This is a genomic window from Salinivibrio proteolyticus (assembly GCF_027286365.1).
GTDB classification, from domain to species: Bacteria; Pseudomonadota; Gammaproteobacteria; order Enterobacterales; family Vibrionaceae; genus Salinivibrio; species Salinivibrio proteolyticus.
Genome location: NZ_CP114584.1, coordinates 2,923,217 through 2,942,262, shown reverse-complemented (window position 1 = coordinate 2,942,262; position 19,046 = coordinate 2,923,217). Strand labels below are relative to the sequence as shown.

Sequence of the window (19,046 nt, the reverse complement as noted above, 5' to 3'; positions counted from 1 at the left end):
CCAATGACCGATCGTTATTGCGTGGTAGGCCACCCGATTGGCCACAGTAAGTCGCCGCAGATCCACGCCGCATTTGCGACGCAAACCCAACAAGACATCGACTATCAAGCCATTGAGGCGCCGCTTGAAGGCTTTGTGACCACCATGCAGGCGTTTTTTGCGCAAGGAGGGCGCGGCGCCAATGTGACCGTGCCTTTTAAACAGCAAGCGTATGATTGGGCTGATACACTGACAGAGCGTGCCCGCCGCGCCGGTGCCGTGAATACGCTGGTTAAGCAAAGCGATGGCTCTCTACTAGGTGATAACACCGATGGCGCCGGTTTGGTGACGGACTTACACCACCACCATGTGACACTGCGCGATAAGCGCATTATAGTCGTGGGAGCGGGCGGTGCCGCACGGGGTGTGTTGCTTCCTTTACTGGAGCAAGTGCCAGCATCGCTGATGATTGTCAATCGCACCGAGCAAAAAGCCCAGCAATTAGCCGCTGCATTTGGTGAGGCCGGACCGATCGCCAGTCATGCCGTGGATAAACCTGTGGCGGCGCCTGTTGATGTGATCATTAATGCGACCTCGGCAAGCTTACATCAAAGCTATCCCCCTCTCCCGCAAGGAGCGATTGGCCCAGCGACCACTGTCTATGACATGGTGTATCAAGCTGGCAGCACAACCAGCAACCAATGGGCGCAACGCCAAGGAGCAGGGCGGTGTTTAGACGGCTTGGGCATGCTGGTGGAACAAGCGGCGGAAAGCTTTGCTATATGGCGCGGCTGTCGGCCACAAACCGAACGTGTGCGCGAGCAGTTAAGAGAGGCACTCAATCGATGAATCAGTCCCTTATTCTGGCTGCGGACGAAGCGCAGGTCGATACGGCAAAGGCCCGTGTTTGTTTTTACGGCCAGCTTAATGGTGCATTGCTAACATGCGCTGTCCGCTTTACCACCTTATCTACGCTCGCCGGCTGTGCGGTGGACACGGATAATGCGCAGGCGATCGTCGAACAGGTATGGTTTGATATTGAAGAGCAAATGGAAGCGGCCATCGAATCAGAAGCGTTTGAACCCGATGGCAGCTTGGTGATCTAGTGCTCGCAGCGGTAGATGTCTTTGGTGTCGACATAGTTTTGCGCTGAGCGGGCAAAATAAGCACGCTCTTTGTCAGTGAGGGGGCGGACCTGTTTGACCGGTGAGCCAACATAAAGGTAGCCGCTCTCTAAGCGTTTTCCTGGTGGGACTAAACTGCCAGCGCCAATCAGCACTTCATCTTCTATGACAGCGTCATCAAGAATAATCGTCCCCATTCCCACTAGAACTCGGTTGCCAATCCGGCAGCCGTGTAACATGACCTTGTGGCCGATTGTCACTTCTTCACCAATGATCAGCGGGTAACCATTTGGGTTTTCCGCATTTTTATGGGTGACATGAAGGACGGAGCCATCTTGCACATTGGTCCGTGCGCCAATCTGGATATGGTTCACGTCACCACGTGCCGCAACCAGCGGCCAAATACTCACATCATCGCCTAGCGTAATATCGCCAGCCAATACACTGGATTCATCAATATAGACGCGTTCGCCCAGCTGAGGCATCATGCCTTTATAAGCGCGCAACTGTTTTGCCATCACAAATCCCTCTTTATATCGCTATACAATGTCAGATAACGCTGACTTTGGTACCAGTTTTACACCCTAGCGAGCAAAAAAACAGCGAGTGACAGTTTTTTTCTAAAAAACCACTAAAAAGGGGTTGCCAATCTGATCAGCTTCCCTATAATGCGCCCCCATCGACACGGCACACAGGGCAAGCGCTCAGCGGCCATGTCGGGGCAAAAAATCAAATAAAAATAAACGCTTGACGTCAGTTTTTAAATGATTAAGATAGCCCACCTACTTAACGCGGACAACGTGTTAGGGGAGTCAAGAAGACGTTTTGTTTTCGCCGGTTGGCATCAACAAAAAGATAAAATTTCTTCTTGACTTCATCGGCAAGGCGAGTAATATACGCAGCCCTGACCGAGCGAAGCAACGCTTCGCAAGTCAACGCTCTTTAACAATTTGACCTATGCAATCTGTGTGGGCACTCGTTGAGAATAGACAAAAAGATTTATTCGATGAACTGAGTGACCAAACGATAACTTTTAGTTATTCGGCACAGTCAATTCGTTTTTCTCTTCGGAGATAAACAGTAATCAGTATTCATTGAGCTGAAACTTCGGTTTCGAAAAAACTTTAATTGAAGAGTTTGATCATGGCTCAGATTGAACGCTGGCGGCAGGCCTAACACATGCAAGTCGAGCGGAAACGGCAGTATTGAAGCTTCGGTGGATTTACTGGACGTCGAGCGGCGGACGGGTGAGTAACGGCTGGGAACCTGCCCTGACGAGGGGGATAACCGTTGGAAACGACGGCTAATACCGCATAATGTCTACGGACCAAAGGTGGCCTCTACATGTAAGCTATCGCGTTGGGATGGGCCCAGTTAGGATTAGCTAGTTGGTAAGGTAAAGGCTTACCAAGGCGACGATCCTTAGCTGGTTTGAGAGGATGATCAGCCACACTGGGACTGAGACACGGCCCAGACTCCTACGGGAGGCAGCAGTGGGGAATATTGCACAATGGGGGAGACCCTGATGCAGCCATGCCGCGTGTGTGAAGAAGGCCTTCGGGTTGTAAAGCACTTTCAGCAGTGAGGAAGGCAGTGTACTTAATACGTGCATTGCTTGACGTTAGCTGCAGAAGAAGCACCGGCTAACTCCGTGCCAGCAGCCGCGGTAATACGGAGGGTGCAAGCGTTAATCGGAATTACTGGGCGTAAAGCGCATGCAGGCGGTTTGTTAAGTCAGATGTGAAAGCCCGGGGCTCAACCTCGGAACCGCATTTGAAACTGGCAGGCTAGAGTCTTGTAGAGGGGGGTAGAATTTCAGGTGTAGCGGTGAAATGCGTAGAGATCTGAAGGAATACCAGTGGCGAAGGCGGCCCCCTGGACAAAGACTGACGCTCAGATGCGAAAGCGTGGGTAGCAAACAGGATTAGATACCCTGGTAGTCCACGCCGTAAACGATGTCTACTTGGAGGCTGAGGTTTAAGACTTTGGCTTTCGGAGCTAACGCATTAAGTAGACCGCCTGGGGAGTACGGCCGCAAGGTTAAAACTCAAATGAATTGACGGGGGCCCGCACAAGCGGTGGAGCATGTGGTTTAATTCGATGCAACGCGAAGAACCTTACCTACTCTTGACATCCAGCGAATCCTTTAGAGATAGAGGCGTGCCTTCGGGAGCGCTGAGACAGGTGCTGCATGGCTGTCGTCAGCTCGTGTTGTGAAATGTTGGGTTAAGTCCCGCAACGAGCGCAACCCTTATCCTTGTTTGCCAGCGAGTAATGTCGGGAACTCCAGGGAGACTGCCGGTGATAAACCGGAGGAAGGTGGGGACGACGTCAAGTCATCATGGCCCTTACGAGTAGGGCTACACACGTGCTACAATGGCAGATACAGAGGGCAGCGAGACAGCGATGTTAAGCGAATCCCTTAAAGTTTGTCGTAGTCCGGATTGGAGTCTGCAACTCGACTCCATGAAGTCGGAATCGCTAGTAATCGCAGATCAGAATGCTGCGGTGAATACGTTCCCGGGCCTTGTACACACCGCCCGTCACACCATGGGAGTGGGCTGCACCAGAAGTAGATAGCTTAACCTTCGGGAGGGCGTTTACCACGGTGTGGTTCATGACTGGGGTGAAGTCGTAACAAGGTAGCCCTAGGGGAACCTGGGGCTGGATCACCTCCTTACTGACGCTATTCTTGCGAGTGTTCACACAGATTGCACGGTCAAAATTAAAGAGAGCATCATTGCTTATGATGGGTCTGTAGCTCAGGTGGTTAGAGCGCACCCCTGATAAGGGTGAGGTCGGTGGTTCAAGTCCACTCAGACCCACCAACACATCCCCAAATGTGTTGGTCAAAGCAATATCAATGTGGGGCTATAGCTCAGCTGGGAGAGCGCCTGCTTTGCACGCAGGAGGTCAGCAGTTCGATCCTGCTTAGCTCCACCACTCTTTAAAGGTTTTTCCTTAAGAATCTTTAAAAAGTGGCTTGCCTGATGGCAAACCCATGCTCTTTAACAATCTGGAAAGCTGACAAGTCATTCTTAAAGAATGACAGTAAAGTTCTCAATCAGTGACAGAAATGTCACTCACACAATCAAGTGTGCTTGGGCTTTGTCTTAGTGATAAGCAAAGTCTCTATTTTGAGTCCGGCAAAAACAAAACCTTAGTTGTTTTCATACAAGACCTTTTGGGGTTGTATGGTTAAGTGACTAAGCGTAGACGGTGGATGCCTTGGCAGTCAGAGGCGATGAAGGACGTATTAACTTGCGATAAGCCCAGATAAGGCAGTAAAAGCCATTTGAGTCTGGGATTTCCGAATGGGGAAACCCACCTGCATAAGCAGGTATCTTAGCGTGAATACATAGCGCTAAGAGGCGAACTCGGGGAACTGAAACATCTAAGTACCCGAAGGAAAAGAAATCAATTGAGATTCCGGCAGTAGCGGCGAGCGAACCCGGAGCAGCCCTTAAGCGGCTTAGGCGTTAGGTGAACAGGTTGGAAAACCTGGCAATAAAGGGTGATAGCCCCGTAACCGACAGCGCCTTAGTCGTGAAAACGAGTAGGACGGGACACGTGATATCTTGTCTGAACATGGGGGGACCATCCTCCAAGGCTAAATACTCCTGACTGACCGATAGTGAACCAGTACCGTGAGGGAAAGGCGAAAAGAACCCCTGTGAGGGGAGTGAAATAGAACCTGAAACCGTCTACGTACAAGCAGTGGGAGCCTCCTTTGTGGGGTGACCGCGTACCTTTTGTATAATGGGTCAGCGACTTAATGTTAGTAGCAAGGTTAACCGCATAGGGGAGCCGTAGGGAAACCGAGTCTTAACTGGGCGTGTAGTTGCTAGCATTAGACCCGAAACCGAGTGATCTAGCCATGGGCAGGTTGAAGGTTGAGTAACATCAACTGGAGGACCGAACTCACTAACGTTGAAAAGTTAGGAGATGACCTGTGGCTAGGGGTGAAAGGCCAATCAAACTCGGAGATAGCTGGTTCTCCCCGAAAGCTATTTAGGTAGCGCCTCGGACGAATACTACTGGGGGTAGAGCACTGTTAAGGCTAGGGGGTCATCCCGACTTACCAACCCTTTGCAAACTCCGAATACCAGTAAGTACTATCCGGGAGACACACGGCGGGTGCTAACGTCCGTCGTGGAGAGGGAAACAACCCAGACCGCCAGCTAAGGTCCCAAAGTTATCGCTAAGTGGGAAACGATGTGGGAAGGCTCAGACAGCCAGGATGTTGGCTTAGAAGCAGCCATCATTTAAAGAAAGCGTAATAGCTCACTGGTCGAGTCGGCCTGCGCGGAAGATGTAACGGGGCTAAGCGATACACCGAAGCTGCGGCAATGTCCTTATGGATATTGGGTAGGGGAGCGTTGTGTAAGCCGTTGAAGGTGTGCTGAGAGGCATGCTGGAGGTATCACAAGTGCGAATGCTGACATGAGTAACGATAAAGGGGGTGAAAAACCTCCTCGCCGGAAGACCAAGGGTTCCTGTCCAACGTTAATCGGGGCAGGGTAAGTCGGCCCCTAAGGCGAGGCCGAAAGGCGTAGTCGATGGGAAACGGGTTAATATTCCCGTACTGCTGCTTACTGCGATGGGGGGACGGAGAAGGCTAGGTGGGCCTGGCGATGGTAGTCCAGGTTCAAGTGCGTAGGCTGATTTCTTAGGCAAATCCGGGAAATCAAGGCCGAGACACGATGTCGAGCCACCAAGGTGGTGAAGTCATTGATGCCATGCTTCCGGGAAAAGCCTCTAAGCTTCAGGTAAGTAGCAACCGTACTCCAAACCGACACAGGTGGTCGGGTAGAGAATACCAAGGCGCTTGAGAGAACTCGGGTGAAGGAACTAGGCAAAATGGTACCGTAACTTCGGGAGAAGGTACGCTGCCCACGGTGAAGTCCCTTGCGGATGGAGCTATGGGCAGTCGCAGATACCAGGTGGCTGCAACTGTTTATTAAAAACACAGCACTGTGCAAAATCGAAAGATGACGTATACGGTGTGACGCCTGCCCGGTGCCGGAAGGTTAATTGATGTGGTTATCGCAAGAGAAGCCATTGATCGAAGCCCCGGTAAACGGCGGCCGTAACTATAACGGTCCTAAGGTAGCGAAATTCCTTGTCGGGTAAGTTCCGACCTGCACGAATGGCGTAATGATGGCCACGCTGTCTCCACCCGAGACTCAGTGAAATTGAAATCGCAGTGAAGATGCTGTGTACCCGCGGCTAGACGGAAAGACCCCGTGAACCTTTACTACAGCTTGGCACTGAACATTGAGCCTACATGTGTAGGATAGGTGGGAGGCTTTGAAGCGGCGACGCCAGTTGCTGTGGAGCCATCCTTGAAATACCACCCTTGTATGTTTGATGTTCTAACTTAGCCCCATTATCTGGGGTGAGGACAGTGCCTGGTGGGTAGTTTGACTGGGGCGGTCTCCTCCCAAAGAGTAACGGAGGAGCACGAAGGTGGGCTAATCACGGTCGGACATCGTGAGGTTAGTGCAATGGCATAAGCCCGCTTAACTGCGAGAGTGACGGCTCGAGCAGGTACGAAAGTAGGTCATAGTGATCCGGTGGTTCTGAATGGAAGGGCCATCGCTCAACGGATAAAAGGTACTCCGGGGATAACAGGCTGATACCGCCCAAGAGTTCATATCGACGGCGGTGTTTGGCACCTCGATGTCGGCTCATCACATCCTGGGGCTGAAGTCGGTCCCAAGGGTATGGCTGTTCGCCATTTAAAGTGGTACGCGAGCTGGGTTTAGAACGTCGTGAGACAGTTCGGTCCCTATCTGCCGTGGGCGTTGGATGATTGAGGGGAGCTGCTCCTAGTACGAGAGGACCGGAGTGGACGAACCGCTGGTGTTCGGGTTGTGTCGCCAGACGCATTGCCCGGTAGCTAAGTTCGGCACAGATAAGCGCTGAAAGCATCTAAGCGCGAAGCTGGCCCCGAGATGAGTCATCCCTAGAGCTTCGAGCTCTCTAAAGGGTTGTCGTAGACGACGACGTTGATAGGCAGGGTGTGTAAGCGCTGTGAGGCGTTGAGCTAACCTGTACTAATTGCCCGTGCGGCTTAACCATACAACACCCAAGAGGTTTTGGGTTGGACTCGAAATAAGCCAGTTGATTGTGGCGAGAACGAAACAGCTTTCTAGATACGTGTTTTGACTGAAAAGTGAAGACACACCAAATTTTGCTTGGCGACCATAGCGCTTTGGACCCACCTGACTCCATGCCGAACTCAGTAGTGAAACGAAGCAGCGCCGATGGTAGTGTGGGGTCTCCCCATGTGAGAGTAGGACATCGCCAGGCTTTGAATACAATTGATTAAAGCAAAGAGATATAAGCCTTTAATCATACAGAATTGGTGCGGAGTGGTAGTTCAGTTGGTTAGAATACCGGCCTGTCACGCCGGGGGTCGCGGGTTCGAGTCCCGTCCACTCCGCCACTACTTAGAAACCCTAGCTGAAAAGCTGGGGTTTTTTGCGTTTAAGCCCCAGCATCATTGTGTTGGGGCTTTTTGTGTTTATCGCATGACATCGAGTAGGGCGTTGAGTAAAGGCTCTTTTGCGCGGGAAGCTTTACAACAAAGGCCCAGTTCGAGAGGTTGCACAATTTCTTGACGTAAGCGCTCAACCTTGTCTTTTACTGGGCTGTTATCAATCACCACATCTGGCGCCACACCAATACCACAGCCTAATGCCACCATACTGACAATCGCCTCGTGGCCTGCTATTTGTGCGTAGACGTTTGGCTCGATACCTTTACTGGTCAACCATTGATCAGCGAGTTCGCGCGCTGTCCCTGCTTCGGGCAAGATTAACGGTGTGTGTTGCCAGTCAATGGCTTGTAGATCAATGCCACTGCTGGCCATTGCTGGCGCGATAACCGACAAACTGACTGTATCAATCGGTTGAAACACCAAACTAGATGACAAGCGCTTGGGTTTAGCGGCAATAGCGATGTCGGCACTATTATCTTGCACTTTCTCTTCTGCTTGAGCGGGGTCGCCGGTCAGCAGTTGTAGCTCGATATTTGGGTATTGTTGACGAAACCGCGCGAGGAGCTCAGGTAAATGGCTATAGCTTGCCGTGACTGAACAAAAGAGCGTGAGCTTGCCGCCGAGCAAAGAGGCATGTTCATTGATACTGGCCTTCGTGGTGTGCCAAAGCTGCAGGATATCGCGTGCGACGGGAAGCAGCGTTTTACCTGCTGGGGTGAGATCGACCGCTTTATTGGTGCGAATAAACAGCGGCTGACCAATATCTTCTTCGAGACGTTGGATGATTCGGCTCAGCGCAGAAGGGCTGACGTGCATTGCTTGTGCGGCTCGGGTATAGCTTTTGGTGTCACAGAGGTGGAGAAAGCCTGTGAGTTGCTTTGCATTCATAATTTATTGTTGCTGTAACTGCAATGTTATGTTGTGAATATATCACTTTAGGCAATATAGTGGTTAGGGTAGTATCAAAAATACGCGGTGAAAACACACCCAATCACGGATTTGAATCAATGGAGCACCCCATGGCGAACTACTTTAATACCCTGAATTTACGTCAACAATTGGAACAATTAGGCGTATGCCGATTTATGGATCGTGATGAATTTGCCACCGAGGCCGAATTTCTCAAAGGTAAAAAAGTGGTGATTGTGGGCTGTGGTGCACAAGGGCTCAACCAAGGCTTAAACATGCGTGACTCGGGTCTTGATGTGGCTTATGCACTACGTCAGGCTGCCATTGATGAAAAACGTCCTTCTTATCAAAACGCGGTCGAAAATGGATTTGAAGTGGGTAGCTATCAAGATTTGATCCCACAGGCAGACTTGGTGATTAACCTTACGCCAGATAAACAGCACTCCAACGTGGTTGAAACTGTAATGCCACTGATGAAAGAGGGCGCCGCGCTTGGCTACTCACATGGCTTTAATATTGTCGAAGTCGGTCAGCGTATCCGTGAAGACATTACTGTGGTTATGGTTGCGCCAAAGTGCCCAGGTACCGAGGTGCGTGAAGAATACAAACGCGGCTTTGGTGTTCCGACGCTGATTGCCGTTCACCCAGAAAATGATCCTAAAGGTGAAGGCTTTGAGATTGCGAAAGCATGGGCCGCTGCAACCGGTGGTCACCGTGCTGGTGTACTCGCATCCTCATTCGTAGCAGAAGTGAAATCCGATCTGATGGGTGAGCAAACTATTTTGTGTGGCATGCTGCAGGCCGGATCCATCGTTTGCTACGAGAAAATGATCGCAGAGGGTGTTGAGCCAGGTTATGCGGGTAAGCTTATTCAGTACGGCTGGGAAACCATTACGGAAGCGCTGAAGTTCGGTGGCATCACCCATATGATGGATCGCTTGTCCAACCCAGCGAAAATCAAAGCCTTTGAATTGTCGGAGTCGCTTAAAGAACTGATGCGTCCTCTTTATAACAAACATATGGATGACATCATTTCTGGCCATTTCTCGGCGACCATGATGGCCGATTGGGAAAACGGCGATAAAGATCTGTTCACATGGCGTGAAGAAACGGCACAGACCGCTTTTGAAAACTATCCCGAGTCGGATGTAAGCATCAGTGAGCAAGAGTTCTTTGATAACGGTATTTTGATGGTTGCTATGGTGCGTGCAGGGGTTGAGCTTGCTTTTGAAGTGATGGTGTCATCCGGCATTATCGAAGAGTCAGCCTATTACGAGTCATTGCATGAATTGCCTTTGATTGCCAACACCATCGCGCGTAAGCGTCTTTATGAAATGAACGTGGTCATTTCAGATACGGCTGAGTACGGTAACTACTTATTTGCAAACGTCGCGACACCGCTGCTGCGCGAACACTTTATGCCAACAGTGGGTGCTGATGTGATTGGTAAAGGACTCGGAGAAACCTCTAATCAGGTCGACAACGCCACCTTAATCGAGGTCAATGACCGTATCCGTAATCATCCGATTGAGTATATCGGCGAGGAATTGCGAGGCTATATGACTGATATGAAGCAAATCGCAATTAATAACCACTAACGACACAGTATGAGATGAAAGCCTGGCCAGTGGTCCTGTCTCTTGATCACATCTCAGAGGTCAAGAGACTGGGCTAGTAGGTAACCTTCAAGGATGGTTTGTAACATAAACCATCCTTCCCATAACCTTTCCCAGCCAACTCGGCCATTACGTTTTGAGTCATGCCAACCGGCTAACTTCCCGAGATTAATGTACGCCCAATACAGACTGGGAGCATGCTTTGGCGGCTTACTCTTTTCCTGTTTAGACCACAGAAGCTTCCAAGCCAGCGGGCTTAATATCGTTTCACAACTCTGTTTTTCGGCCTCTTCTTTATTGAGTCCGAGGTAACGCAGTTGGTGCAACCGCACCGCGATGAAAGCCAGTATCACGACCATTCGCTCTAAGTTTTCTTTACTTTGCATCCGCAGGCCTTCGACTTGAGTTCCGCCGCTCTTCCATGCTTTGTGAAACTCCTCAATCAACCAGCGCTTTTCGTAGTAATCCAATATGCGTGCAGCATCTTCTTTCGTCCGGACGGGCTCTGATGTCAGAATATGCCAGTTCAGGCCTTTCTCATGGCCAACTTCCTGACAACCCACGTAATATAACGGCACAGGCTCACCTGTTTTATTGGCAGGGATCTTCACCGTCACCGGTGCGTAACGCACTTCGCAGCTGGCTTTACGAGCCTTGCGACCGCCTTTCTGCCTAACCTGAACCGTCCTAGTGCCAGCATGCGCCAAGGAGTCGCTGTACTGGTAAAGTCTCTCCTCACTTTCCTTGATGCAGCGACTTTGCATTGAACGCACAATAAAGCGTTGCTGATGCGAGATCTTGTAGGTCAGGTATTCGATAACATCAGCCTCCCGGTCACAGACCGAGATAACCTTCTGAATTCCGTTCCCGAGACGAGTTTCCATGGCTCGAGAAGCGCGTTCCCATTTATAGCTTTCTTTTTCTATGTAAGGCCTGCTCGCATGGCGCTGATTCTGCCCGTAGGCCTGGAGATCTCTGGTCCAGCGTTCTTGCTCAATCAGACCAACGACATGTTGCTCTTCTGGCGCAAACAGCAAGACAGAATGGGCATGCATCCCTCGGGAGCGCTTATTGGATGTGGTATGCCCCATTTCTCCCCGAACGGTCTGATGGGAAAACTCGAGCGAAGTTGTATCTTCAAGGGCGAGTAAGCAATCATAGTGCTTTGTATGTTCAACTGTTGCGGCAAAACCCGCTTCAGCAATGGCTTGTGGATCAATGGCTTGATTCCGAGTAAAACGATAGGCCGCTTCAATATCGGCGGGAGATTTTAAAGACTGCACGAGGGACTGCCCTAAGTGGTTGGCCAGAGAGGAGGCAAGTTTAACCAGACGCTTGGTTCGGCGGCTATCACCTAATTCGGTATGGTAGAAGGTATCCTTGGCCCATTGCTCAGCATCTGTTGAAAACATAGTCACTTACCTCAACTTATGATTTTTTGTTGAGATCAGTCAGGCAGATAAAGGTTCAAAAAAAATCCCTCGATTCTCATCGAGGGATTTGTGTAGGAAAGCCAGGGCCAGTGGTCAGGCTTTTTTAATGATGAATTTAGGCGTCAGTGTCTTGGTTAAGCTTTTTTTCCATCTCTGCGAGTTTGGCTTCAAGCTCGGTCAACTTTTGACGGGTGCGTAGTAGCACCTGAGTCTGCACATCAAACTCTTCACGGCTTACCACGTCGAGCTTGGTCAACTGACCTTGAATGGCTTGGCGCACACGGCTTTCCATATCCGTGCCTAACTCTTTGACAGGCTGAGGCATGGCGTCGTGAATTTGCTTGGCCACTTGCTCAAGTTTTTTGGGGTCAAACATGGAATACTCCTTCATTAACTGCCTTTATTCTATGTAAATACGGACAGCTTGTCGAAAGATGACAAAAGAGAAAGGGCCCGAAGGCCCTTTAATTAGTGTGACGCGTGATAGTCTTTATCGAGCTTGTCGAGCTCATCGTCTTCGACAAACACAGGCAGTGGTTTGTGTTTGCTGGCCAGATAGGTGTAAATCACTGGCAAAACGAATAGGGTAAACAAGGTACCGATAGCAAGACCTGCCACGATCACAATCCCGATGCTAAAGCGTTGCTCGGCACCTGCGCCGGTCGCGAACATCAGAGGGATCAGGCCAGCAATCATTGCTGCAGTGGTCATTAAGATCGGGCGCAAGCGAATTTTAGCCGCTTCTTTGACCGCATCCATCCGACTGGCTTGATGATGCAGCTGCTGCTCTTTGGCTACCTCACAGATCAAAATACCGTGTTTGGTAATCAGACCTATCAAGGTGATCAACCCGACTTGCGAGTAGATATTCATCGACGACAGCCCCCATGCGAGTGCAATTAATGCACCACAAATGGCGAGCGGTACAGAGACCAAGATCACCAGTGGGTCGAGCAAGGATTCAAACTGAATCGCAAGGACCAGATAAATGATCGCTAGCGCGAACAAGAAGGTGGCATAGAGTGCGCTACCTTCTGTGACGTATTGGCGAGATTCACCGAGGTAATCGTGTTGATAGCCTTTAGGCAACTCTGCCGCTTTGCTTTCAAACCAGTCAACAGCAGTCCCCATGGTTACGCCAGGCGCTGCCACTGCACTGATTGTGGCGGCATTCAATTGGTTGAAGTGCGGCAGTGAACGTGGCTCTGCGGTAATGTCGATATCAATCAGCGAACCGAGTGGAATTGACTCACCATTTGCCGCGCGTACGTAATAACCTTCGATAGACTCAGGGTTGAGGCGATATTTACGCTCAACTTGTGGGATCACTTCATAAGAGCGTCCATCAAAGTCGATACGATTGACATAGCCATCCGCCATCATGGTGCCAATGGTGGAACCGATGTCTTGCATGGTCACGCCGTAGGAACCTGCCTTGTCTTTATCAATGCTGATGTTCATGGTGGCCGAGTCAAAATTAAGGTTCAGCTCCGAATAGACGAAATTCGGGCTAGATTGAACCTCTGACATGATTTCAGCCGTCACTTGATAGAGACTTTCGAAGTTATTCGGTGTCGTCACCACGAATTGGATTGGTAGGCCAGACGAGGCGCCGGGGAGCTCTGGCATCTCAAAGGTGGTGACTTTCATGCCCGGAATGTCTTTCACTTCCTCGGCCATGCGCTTCACGATTTCTGACTGACTGGCTTCACGCTCACTCCATGGCACCAAAGAAGCAATACCAAATGCTTGATTCGACTTAGGTACCCCAGAGAAGACCTGAGAGAAGGCCACTTCTGGTTGTTCGTCGAGCTTTTGGTTGACTTCTGCCATGGTGTTTTGGATGTAATCCAAGTTAGCGGTCGAGGGAGCAGTACCCATCATCACGACCACCCCTTTATCCTCCGAAGGCGCAAGCTCGCTGGGGATAAAGCTGAACAGAACCGGCAAGGACGCAAACACGATCACGGCGAAAGACAAGATCACCGGACGACGTTGCATCACCTTATCCAGCATGCCAGCGTAGCGCTCTGTCATACCATCTAAGAAACGGTGGACTGCCAATTCAAAACGGCTTGGCTTTGCGTGGGCTTTTAACATCGATGAACACATCACTGGCGAGAGAGTGAGTGCCACAATCCCCGAGACAAACACGGCCCCGGCAAGTGTAAGCGCAAACTCCTTAAACAGTGAGCCCGTGATCCCGCCCATCATGGCGATAGGGGCATACACAGCCGCCAGTGTCAGTGTCATTGAGATAACTGGCACGGCAATCTCCCGCGTACCAATAATGGCCGCGCGGAAAGGCGATTCACCCAGCTTGATATGTCGGTCGATGTTTTCGAGGACCACGATTGCATCGTCAACCACCAAGCCGATGGCCAACACCATCGCCAGTAGCGTCATCAAGTTCAGCGAGAAACCAATCATTTCCATGACCAAGGCCACACCAATCAATGACAACGGAATGGTGATGATAGGAATGATAACGGCGCGGAATGAGCCCAAGAACAAGGTAATCACCACCAGTACGATAATGGCCGCTTCAATGATGGTTTTTACTACCTCATGAATGGACTCATTAATCGCTTTGGTAGAGTCATACAGTACGTTCATTTGGATATTGCCCGGCATGTTGCGCTCGACTTCGGGGAGCATTGCAGTCACGTCTTCGGCAATATCAATGGGGTTGGCGGTAGGTGCTGCATTGACCGCCGCGACCACTGCCTCTGAGCCATTCGCAATGGCGCGGAAGCGATCATGGCTTTTCTCTAGCGAGACTTTGGCAATATCCCCAAGGCGCACCACGCGACCCTCTTGGGTCTCGACCACCAAATTACTGAGCTCTTCTGGGGTCGACACCTGGGTGTCGGCGCTACCGTTGTAAACCATATAGGTTCCGATAGCTTGACCGGTGGCGGACTGGTAGTTATTGGCACTCAGTACCGACATGACATCCGTGGCCGTTAGGTTAAACCCGGCCATTTTCTGAGGATCCAGCCAAACACGTAGACCGTATTTCACCCCGCCGTATAAGTCGATTTTCGACACCCCGTTCACGGTGAACAGCTGAGGCTTCACGACTCGCTCGAGGTAATCAGTGATCTGACTTGAATCGAGCTCCGGTGAGGTAAAGCCGATATACATCACCGCAGTGGTTGAACCCGTCGACATCGATACCGAGGGGTCCTCTGCCTCAGTCGGAAGCTGTGCACGCACCGAATTGACCTTGGCAAGAATATCCGCCAGTGCCGCGTTCGGATCCGTGTTTAGCTTCATGTTGACGGTAATCGTCGAGGTCCCCAGCACCGATTCTGAGGTCATAAAGTCAATATTGTCAGCTTGGGCGACGGCCTGTTCGAGTGGGGTGGTGATAAACCCCTGAATCAAATCGGCACTGGCACCATAGTAGCTGGTTGTGATGGTGACCACGGTATTGGTCATTTCCGGGTATTCCCTGACTTGCATCTTAAAGAGCGACTGCAAGCCTAGCAGCGCAATCAGTATACTGATTGAGGCTGCCAGTACTGGGCGCCGGATAAAAATATCAGTAAAGCGCATCACATCCTCGTCTTACAATTGAGGTAATTGTTCTGGTGGTGTGAGAGCGTCATTTTCGACGATTTTCACTTTTGAACCGTTGCTCAAGCGCACTTGGCCGGACGTTACCACGAGATCGCCAGGTGCGAGACCATCAATGATTCGGACTTGGTGGCCACGACGCTCGCCCACTTTAAGCACTTGCTGATAAGCACGCTTTTCGCCATCTTCTTCACGGATCACGTACACACTTTCCCCATACAAAGTGAAGTTGATCGCGGTTTGGTCAATCACGATTTGATCTTCAATGGTCGGTAAGACGATATCGGCGCGGGCAAACATCCCTGAGCGCAACTGGCCGTCGTTGTTGGGAATGTTGGCTTCTACTTTAATCAGGCCGCTCTGACTATTGACAGCTGGCTCGATAGCACTAATTGAGCCGATAAACTCCATTTCTGGATACGCATCAACGGTGATACGTAGTGGCTGACTGAGACGGATTTTAGCAATGTCCGTTTGTGGCACGGTAAAGCGAAGCTTCATGACAGAGGTGTCTTCTAAACGAGCAATATCGGTACCTGGCTGCAAATATTCACCCATGAAGACATTACGCAGACCTATGACCCCATCAAACGGCGCTTGGAGGTTACGACGAGCGATGGTGGCTTTCAGCGCCGTGATATCCGCTTGTAACGAACGATAATTCGCTTCGGCTTCATCGAGTGCCTCTTTAGAGATGGAGCCTTTGGCAAACAGACCCTGGTAGCGTTTAAATTTTGCTTCCGCAGCAGGTAGGCGCGCTTGGGTACTGGCAAGGTTGGCTTTTTCAACACTGGAGTCAAGTTCCACCAAATTTTGACCCTGCTCGACGGTTTGGCCTGATTCGAAATTGATCACATCGACGACCCCAGCAATTTGTGTGGTCAGGGTGATCCCTTGATTTGGCTCGATAAAACCAATTGCGTCGATGGTGGGGGTCCATGGCTCAGCAGCAATCGTCACGGCCGTCACCGGATGGGTTGGTTCCGGCATATTTGCCATGTATTCCGCTATCTTTTGCTGCTTGAACAGGTTAAAGCCAATCACACTGCCAAACAGCAGCAGTGCAAGGATCAGCATGACAAAAAACCATTTTTTCATCGAAGTTAGCTCCGAACGTCGTTAGTGAAGAGAAATTGCATCCCAGCAAGCGCGAATTGCATCTGCGATAGCATCATCGTTCAGGGTTATAACACCCCGAACCTGTTTGCGAGCTAAACAAACCGCCGGTTCTAGCCCGAGAGTGATCAAAACGTCATCGTCCATGGGTTTGAATAGCCTTTGGTCTTTACCTTGTTGAATCACCCGATAAAGGTCAGCAAATGCGATGCGTTCCTGCTGAGTGTGTGCATGGTCATCACGTGGTAGTGCTTCGAATTGATCACGTGATAACAGGAGGTGGTCGCGCTGTAACATCATGTGCCAAGTATTGCGCCATAGGCGTTCAAATTGGTCGCGCAGTGTTGGTTCATCCTTAACCCCATGTTGAATGTGTGTCGCGCATTGCATCATCAGATGCGCAGATAATTGACGGAGTAAGTCATCCTTGTCATCGAAATAGCGATAAATGGTGCCAGCTGCTACGCCAGCATGCTTGGCGACTTGCTGCATCGAGACTTTATCGAGCCCACGTGTCGCAATGAGTTGCTCAGTGGCTGACAAAATTTGGGTGCGTTTATCCATACTGTGCATGGTATTAATAGTGAATGAACGTTCATTCATTCTAGTCTGTTTTTTGCGCGAGTGACAAGCGCAAAGTGTAGTCAATCTTTGCGACAAGCGCGCGTAAGATAGACATGTGAGTGTTTCCCTCTACAATGCCAACTCAGGTTAAAAAGAGGCGTTGTCACCATGAAACTTAACCCCGCGCAGTCCGATGCGGTGCGCCATATTTCCGGCCCTTGCTTGGTTTTAGCGGGAGCCGGTTCAGGAAAAACACGTGTTATTACCCACAAAATCGCCTATTTGGTTCAACAGTGTGGGTATAAAGCGCGTCATATTGCGGCGGTCACCTTTACCAACAAAGCAGCGCGAGAAATGAAAGAACGTGTCGCGCAAACGCTCGGCAAGCAAGAGTCGCGTGGCCTGATGGTGTCAACCTTCCACACCCTAGGTCTGAATATCATTCGGCGAGAATATAAAACCTTGGGGCTCAAGGCGGGCTTTTCGCTCTTTGATGACCAAGACCAATTGGCCTTGCTTAAAACCTTGACCGAAGATGAGCTGGATAATGATAAAGACTTGCTGCGTCAATTAGTGCATACCATCTCGAATTGGAAAAATGCGATGCTGGGGCCTGATGAGGCACTGGCGCAGGCGCAAGGTGAGCGCGATCAGCTATTCGCTGCCTGCTATGCGCGTTATCAAAAACAAATGCGCGCGTATAATGCGTTGGATTTTGATGACTTGATATTGATGCCGGTGGCGTTACTTAGTCAGAATCAAGCGGTACGGGAGCGCTGGCAAGCACGCATTCGTTACCTGCTCGTGGATGAGTATCAAGATACCAATACCAGCCAGTATCAGTTGGTAAAACTGCTGGTGGGCGAGCGTGCGCGCTTTACGGTGGTTGGGGATGACGATCAGTCGATTTACTCATGGCGAGGCGCCCAGCCGAAAAATCTCGTTTACCTGCAGCAAGACTTTCCGCGCTTGCACGTGGTGAAATTGGAGCAAAACTACCGCTCAACCAGCCGTATACTGCGTGCCGCCAATATTTTGATTGCCAATAATCCGCATGTTTTTGAAAAAACGCTTTTCTCAGCATTACCTGATGGGGACATGCTAAAGGTATTGACGGCGAAAAATGAAGAACATGAAGCCGAGCGTGTGGTGGGTGAGCTGATTGGCCATCGCTTTCTGGGACGCACCCAGTATAAAGACTACGCCATCCTTTATCGCGGAAATCATCAGTCTCGTCTCATCGAAAAAGCGCTGATGCAAAACCGCATCCCGTACAAAATATCGGGCGGCACCTCCTTTTTTGCCCGCGCAGAAATTAAAGACATCATGGCTTATTTGCGCTTGCTGACCAACCAAGACGATGACAACGCCTTTTTACGTATTGTGAATACTCCGCGACGCGAAATCGGCCCTGTCACGCTGGAAAAACTGGGTAGCTACGCAAACCAGCGAGGCAAAAGCTTGTTTGCGGCGAGCTTCGAGTTAGGACTGACGCAGCATTTGTCGGGCCGAGGATTGGCCTCGTTACAGGCGTTCACACGTTGGATTGTTGAATTGTCCGATCAGGCTGAACGTGGCGATACAGTCGCCGCAGTAAGGGCGTTGTTGCGTGATACCCATTACGAAGATTGGCTATATGAGACCTCGTCCAGCCCCAAAATGGCGGAAATGCGGATGAAAAATGTCTCGGATCTCTACAGCTGGATAGTGGCTGATTTAGAGGGCGACAATCCGGACAACATCGAGCGCAGTTTACGAGAAGTGGTTCAGCGCCTTACGCTGCGCGACATGATGGAGCGAGGTGAAGACGATGATGATGCCGATCAAGTGCAGCTGATGACCTTACATGCGTCTAAGGGGCTCGAATTTCCCTATGTGTATATGATTGGTATGGAAGAAGGCTTGTTGCCTCACCAGTCGAGTATCGACGAAGACAATATCGATGAGGAGCGGCGTTTGGCGTACGTGGGGATCACGCGGGCACAAAAAGCGCTGACTTTTGTCGTCTGTAAAGAGCGTCGCCAATTTGGCGAGTTGATTAAGCCGCAGCACAGCCGTTTTCTCGACGAATTGCCGTTTGAGGATGTGGAATGGGAGATGAACAAAAAGCCCGTTTCACAACAAGAGCGCATGGAGAAGGGACAAGCCGCGATCGCGAACCTAAAAGCGATGTTAAACCAAAATAAATAAGCGCCGTTGATACGGCGCCTTTTATTAC

The 19,046-nt window shown here is 50.6% G+C and carries 11 protein-coding genes, 3 tRNA genes and 3 rRNA genes; 10 read left to right on the top strand and 7 right to left on the bottom strand.

What is annotated here, in order from left to right:
• Nucleotides 1-3: 3 nt before the first annotated feature.
• Entirely contained in the window at nt 4-828 is an 825-nt protein-coding gene (aroE, locus tag N7E60_RS13735; protein WP_269597765.1) for a shikimate dehydrogenase, read from the top strand.
• Nucleotides 825-1,085 carry a DUF1488 family protein gene (locus tag N7E60_RS13730; protein ID WP_269597764.1) on the top strand — a complete coding sequence of 87 codons (261 nt, stop codon included), beginning with the start codon at nt 825-827 and terminating at the stop codon, nt 1,083-1,085. The genes aroE and N7E60_RS13730 overlap by 4 nt, the downstream gene beginning before the upstream one ends.
• Here N7E60_RS13730 and N7E60_RS13725 read toward each other — a convergent pair.
• Nucleotides 1,082-1,621, bottom strand: coding sequence for a gamma carbonic anhydrase family protein (locus N7E60_RS13725; RefSeq protein ID WP_077458123.1), 540 nt, complete (start codon nt 1,619-1,621; stop codon nt 1,082-1,084). The two genes, N7E60_RS13730 and N7E60_RS13725, sit on opposite strands and share 4 nt — an antisense overlap.
• 607 nt (nt 1,622-2,228) lie before the next feature.
• On the opposite strand from N7E60_RS13725, the gene N7E60_RS13720 reads away from it, so the two are divergent.
• From N7E60_RS13720 to N7E60_RS13695, 6 genes are all read left to right on the top strand, one after another.
• A 16S ribosomal RNA gene (locus N7E60_RS13720) occupies nt 2,229-3,783 on the top strand.
• 71 nt (nt 3,784-3,854) lie between these two features.
• Nucleotides 3,855-3,931: transfer RNA gene (locus N7E60_RS13715), tRNA-Ile, on the top strand.
• A 39-nt stretch (nt 3,932-3,970) separates the two neighbouring features.
• Nucleotides 3,971-4,046 (top strand) — tRNA-Ala (locus tag N7E60_RS13710).
• A 253-nt stretch (nt 4,047-4,299) separates the two neighbouring features.
• Nucleotides 4,300-7,187: ribosomal RNA gene (locus N7E60_RS13705) — 23S ribosomal RNA — on the top strand.
• A 115-nt stretch (nt 7,188-7,302) separates the two neighbouring features.
• A 5S ribosomal RNA gene (rrf, locus tag N7E60_RS13700) occupies nt 7,303-7,418 on the top strand.
• The 16S, 23S and 5S rRNA genes sit together here with 3 tRNA genes alongside, the layout of an rRNA operon.
• A 59-nt stretch (nt 7,419-7,477) precedes the next feature.
• A tRNA-Asp gene (locus tag N7E60_RS13695) sits at nt 7,478-7,554 on the top strand.
• Nucleotides 7,555-7,632: 78 nt separating this feature from the next.
• Here the strand turns inward: N7E60_RS13695 and ilvY are convergent.
• Nucleotides 7,633-8,496 (bottom strand): HTH-type transcriptional activator IlvY, encoded by an 864-nt coding sequence (gene ilvY / locus N7E60_RS13690; RefSeq protein ID WP_069590338.1) that lies wholly within the window; start codon nt 8,494-8,496, stop codon nt 7,633-7,635.
• A gap of 131 nt (nt 8,497-8,627) precedes the next feature.
• Here ilvY and ilvC point away from each other — a divergent pair, with 131 nt between their 5' ends.
• Complete coding sequence (ilvC, locus tag N7E60_RS13685; RefSeq protein ID WP_069590337.1) at nt 8,628-10,115, top strand: ketol-acid reductoisomerase; 1,488 nt, start codon at nt 8,628-8,630, stop codon at nt 10,113-10,115.
• A 53-nt stretch (nt 10,116-10,168) separates the two neighbouring features.
• Here ilvC and N7E60_RS13680 read toward each other — a convergent pair whose 3' ends face one another.
• The 5 genes from N7E60_RS13680 to N7E60_RS13660 all read right to left on the bottom strand — a co-directional run bounded on the left by N7E60_RS13680 (nt 10,169) and on the right by N7E60_RS13660 (nt 16,867).
• The gene (locus tag N7E60_RS13680) at nt 10,169-11,545 is read right to left on the bottom strand and encodes an IS4 family transposase (RefSeq protein ID WP_269597251.1); all 1,377 of its coding nucleotides are present in this window, start codon (nt 11,543-11,545) and stop codon (nt 10,169-10,171) included.
• Between the two features lie 136 nt (nt 11,546-11,681).
• The gene (gene ubiK / locus N7E60_RS13675) at nt 11,682-11,942 is read right to left on the bottom strand and encodes a ubiquinone biosynthesis accessory factor UbiK (RefSeq protein ID WP_069590334.1); all 261 of its coding nucleotides are present in this window, start codon (nt 11,940-11,942) and stop codon (nt 11,682-11,684) included.
• 92 nt (nt 11,943-12,034) lie between these two features.
• Nucleotides 12,035-15,127 carry a multidrug efflux RND transporter permease subunit gene (locus N7E60_RS13670; RefSeq protein ID WP_269597763.1) on the bottom strand — a complete coding sequence of 1,031 codons (3,093 nt, stop codon included), beginning with the start codon at nt 15,125-15,127 and terminating at the stop codon, nt 12,035-12,037.
• A 12-nt stretch (nt 15,128-15,139) separates the two neighbouring features.
• Entirely contained in the window at nt 15,140-16,246 is a 1,107-nt protein-coding gene (locus N7E60_RS13665; protein WP_269597762.1) for an efflux RND transporter periplasmic adaptor subunit, read from the bottom strand.
• Nucleotides 16,247-16,267: 21 nt separating this feature from the next.
• Nucleotides 16,268-16,867, bottom strand: coding sequence for a TetR/AcrR family transcriptional regulator (locus N7E60_RS13660; RefSeq protein ID WP_269597761.1), 600 nt, complete (start codon nt 16,865-16,867; stop codon nt 16,268-16,270).
• Nucleotides 16,868-16,996: 129 nt separating this feature from the next.
• On the opposite strand from N7E60_RS13660, the gene rep reads away from it, so the two are divergent.
• Nucleotides 16,997-19,018, top strand: a complete 2,022-nt coding sequence (gene rep, locus N7E60_RS13655) for a DNA helicase Rep (RefSeq protein ID WP_269597760.1) — start codon at nt 16,997-16,999, stop codon at nt 19,016-19,018.
• Nucleotides 19,019-19,046: the final 28 nt, after the last annotated feature.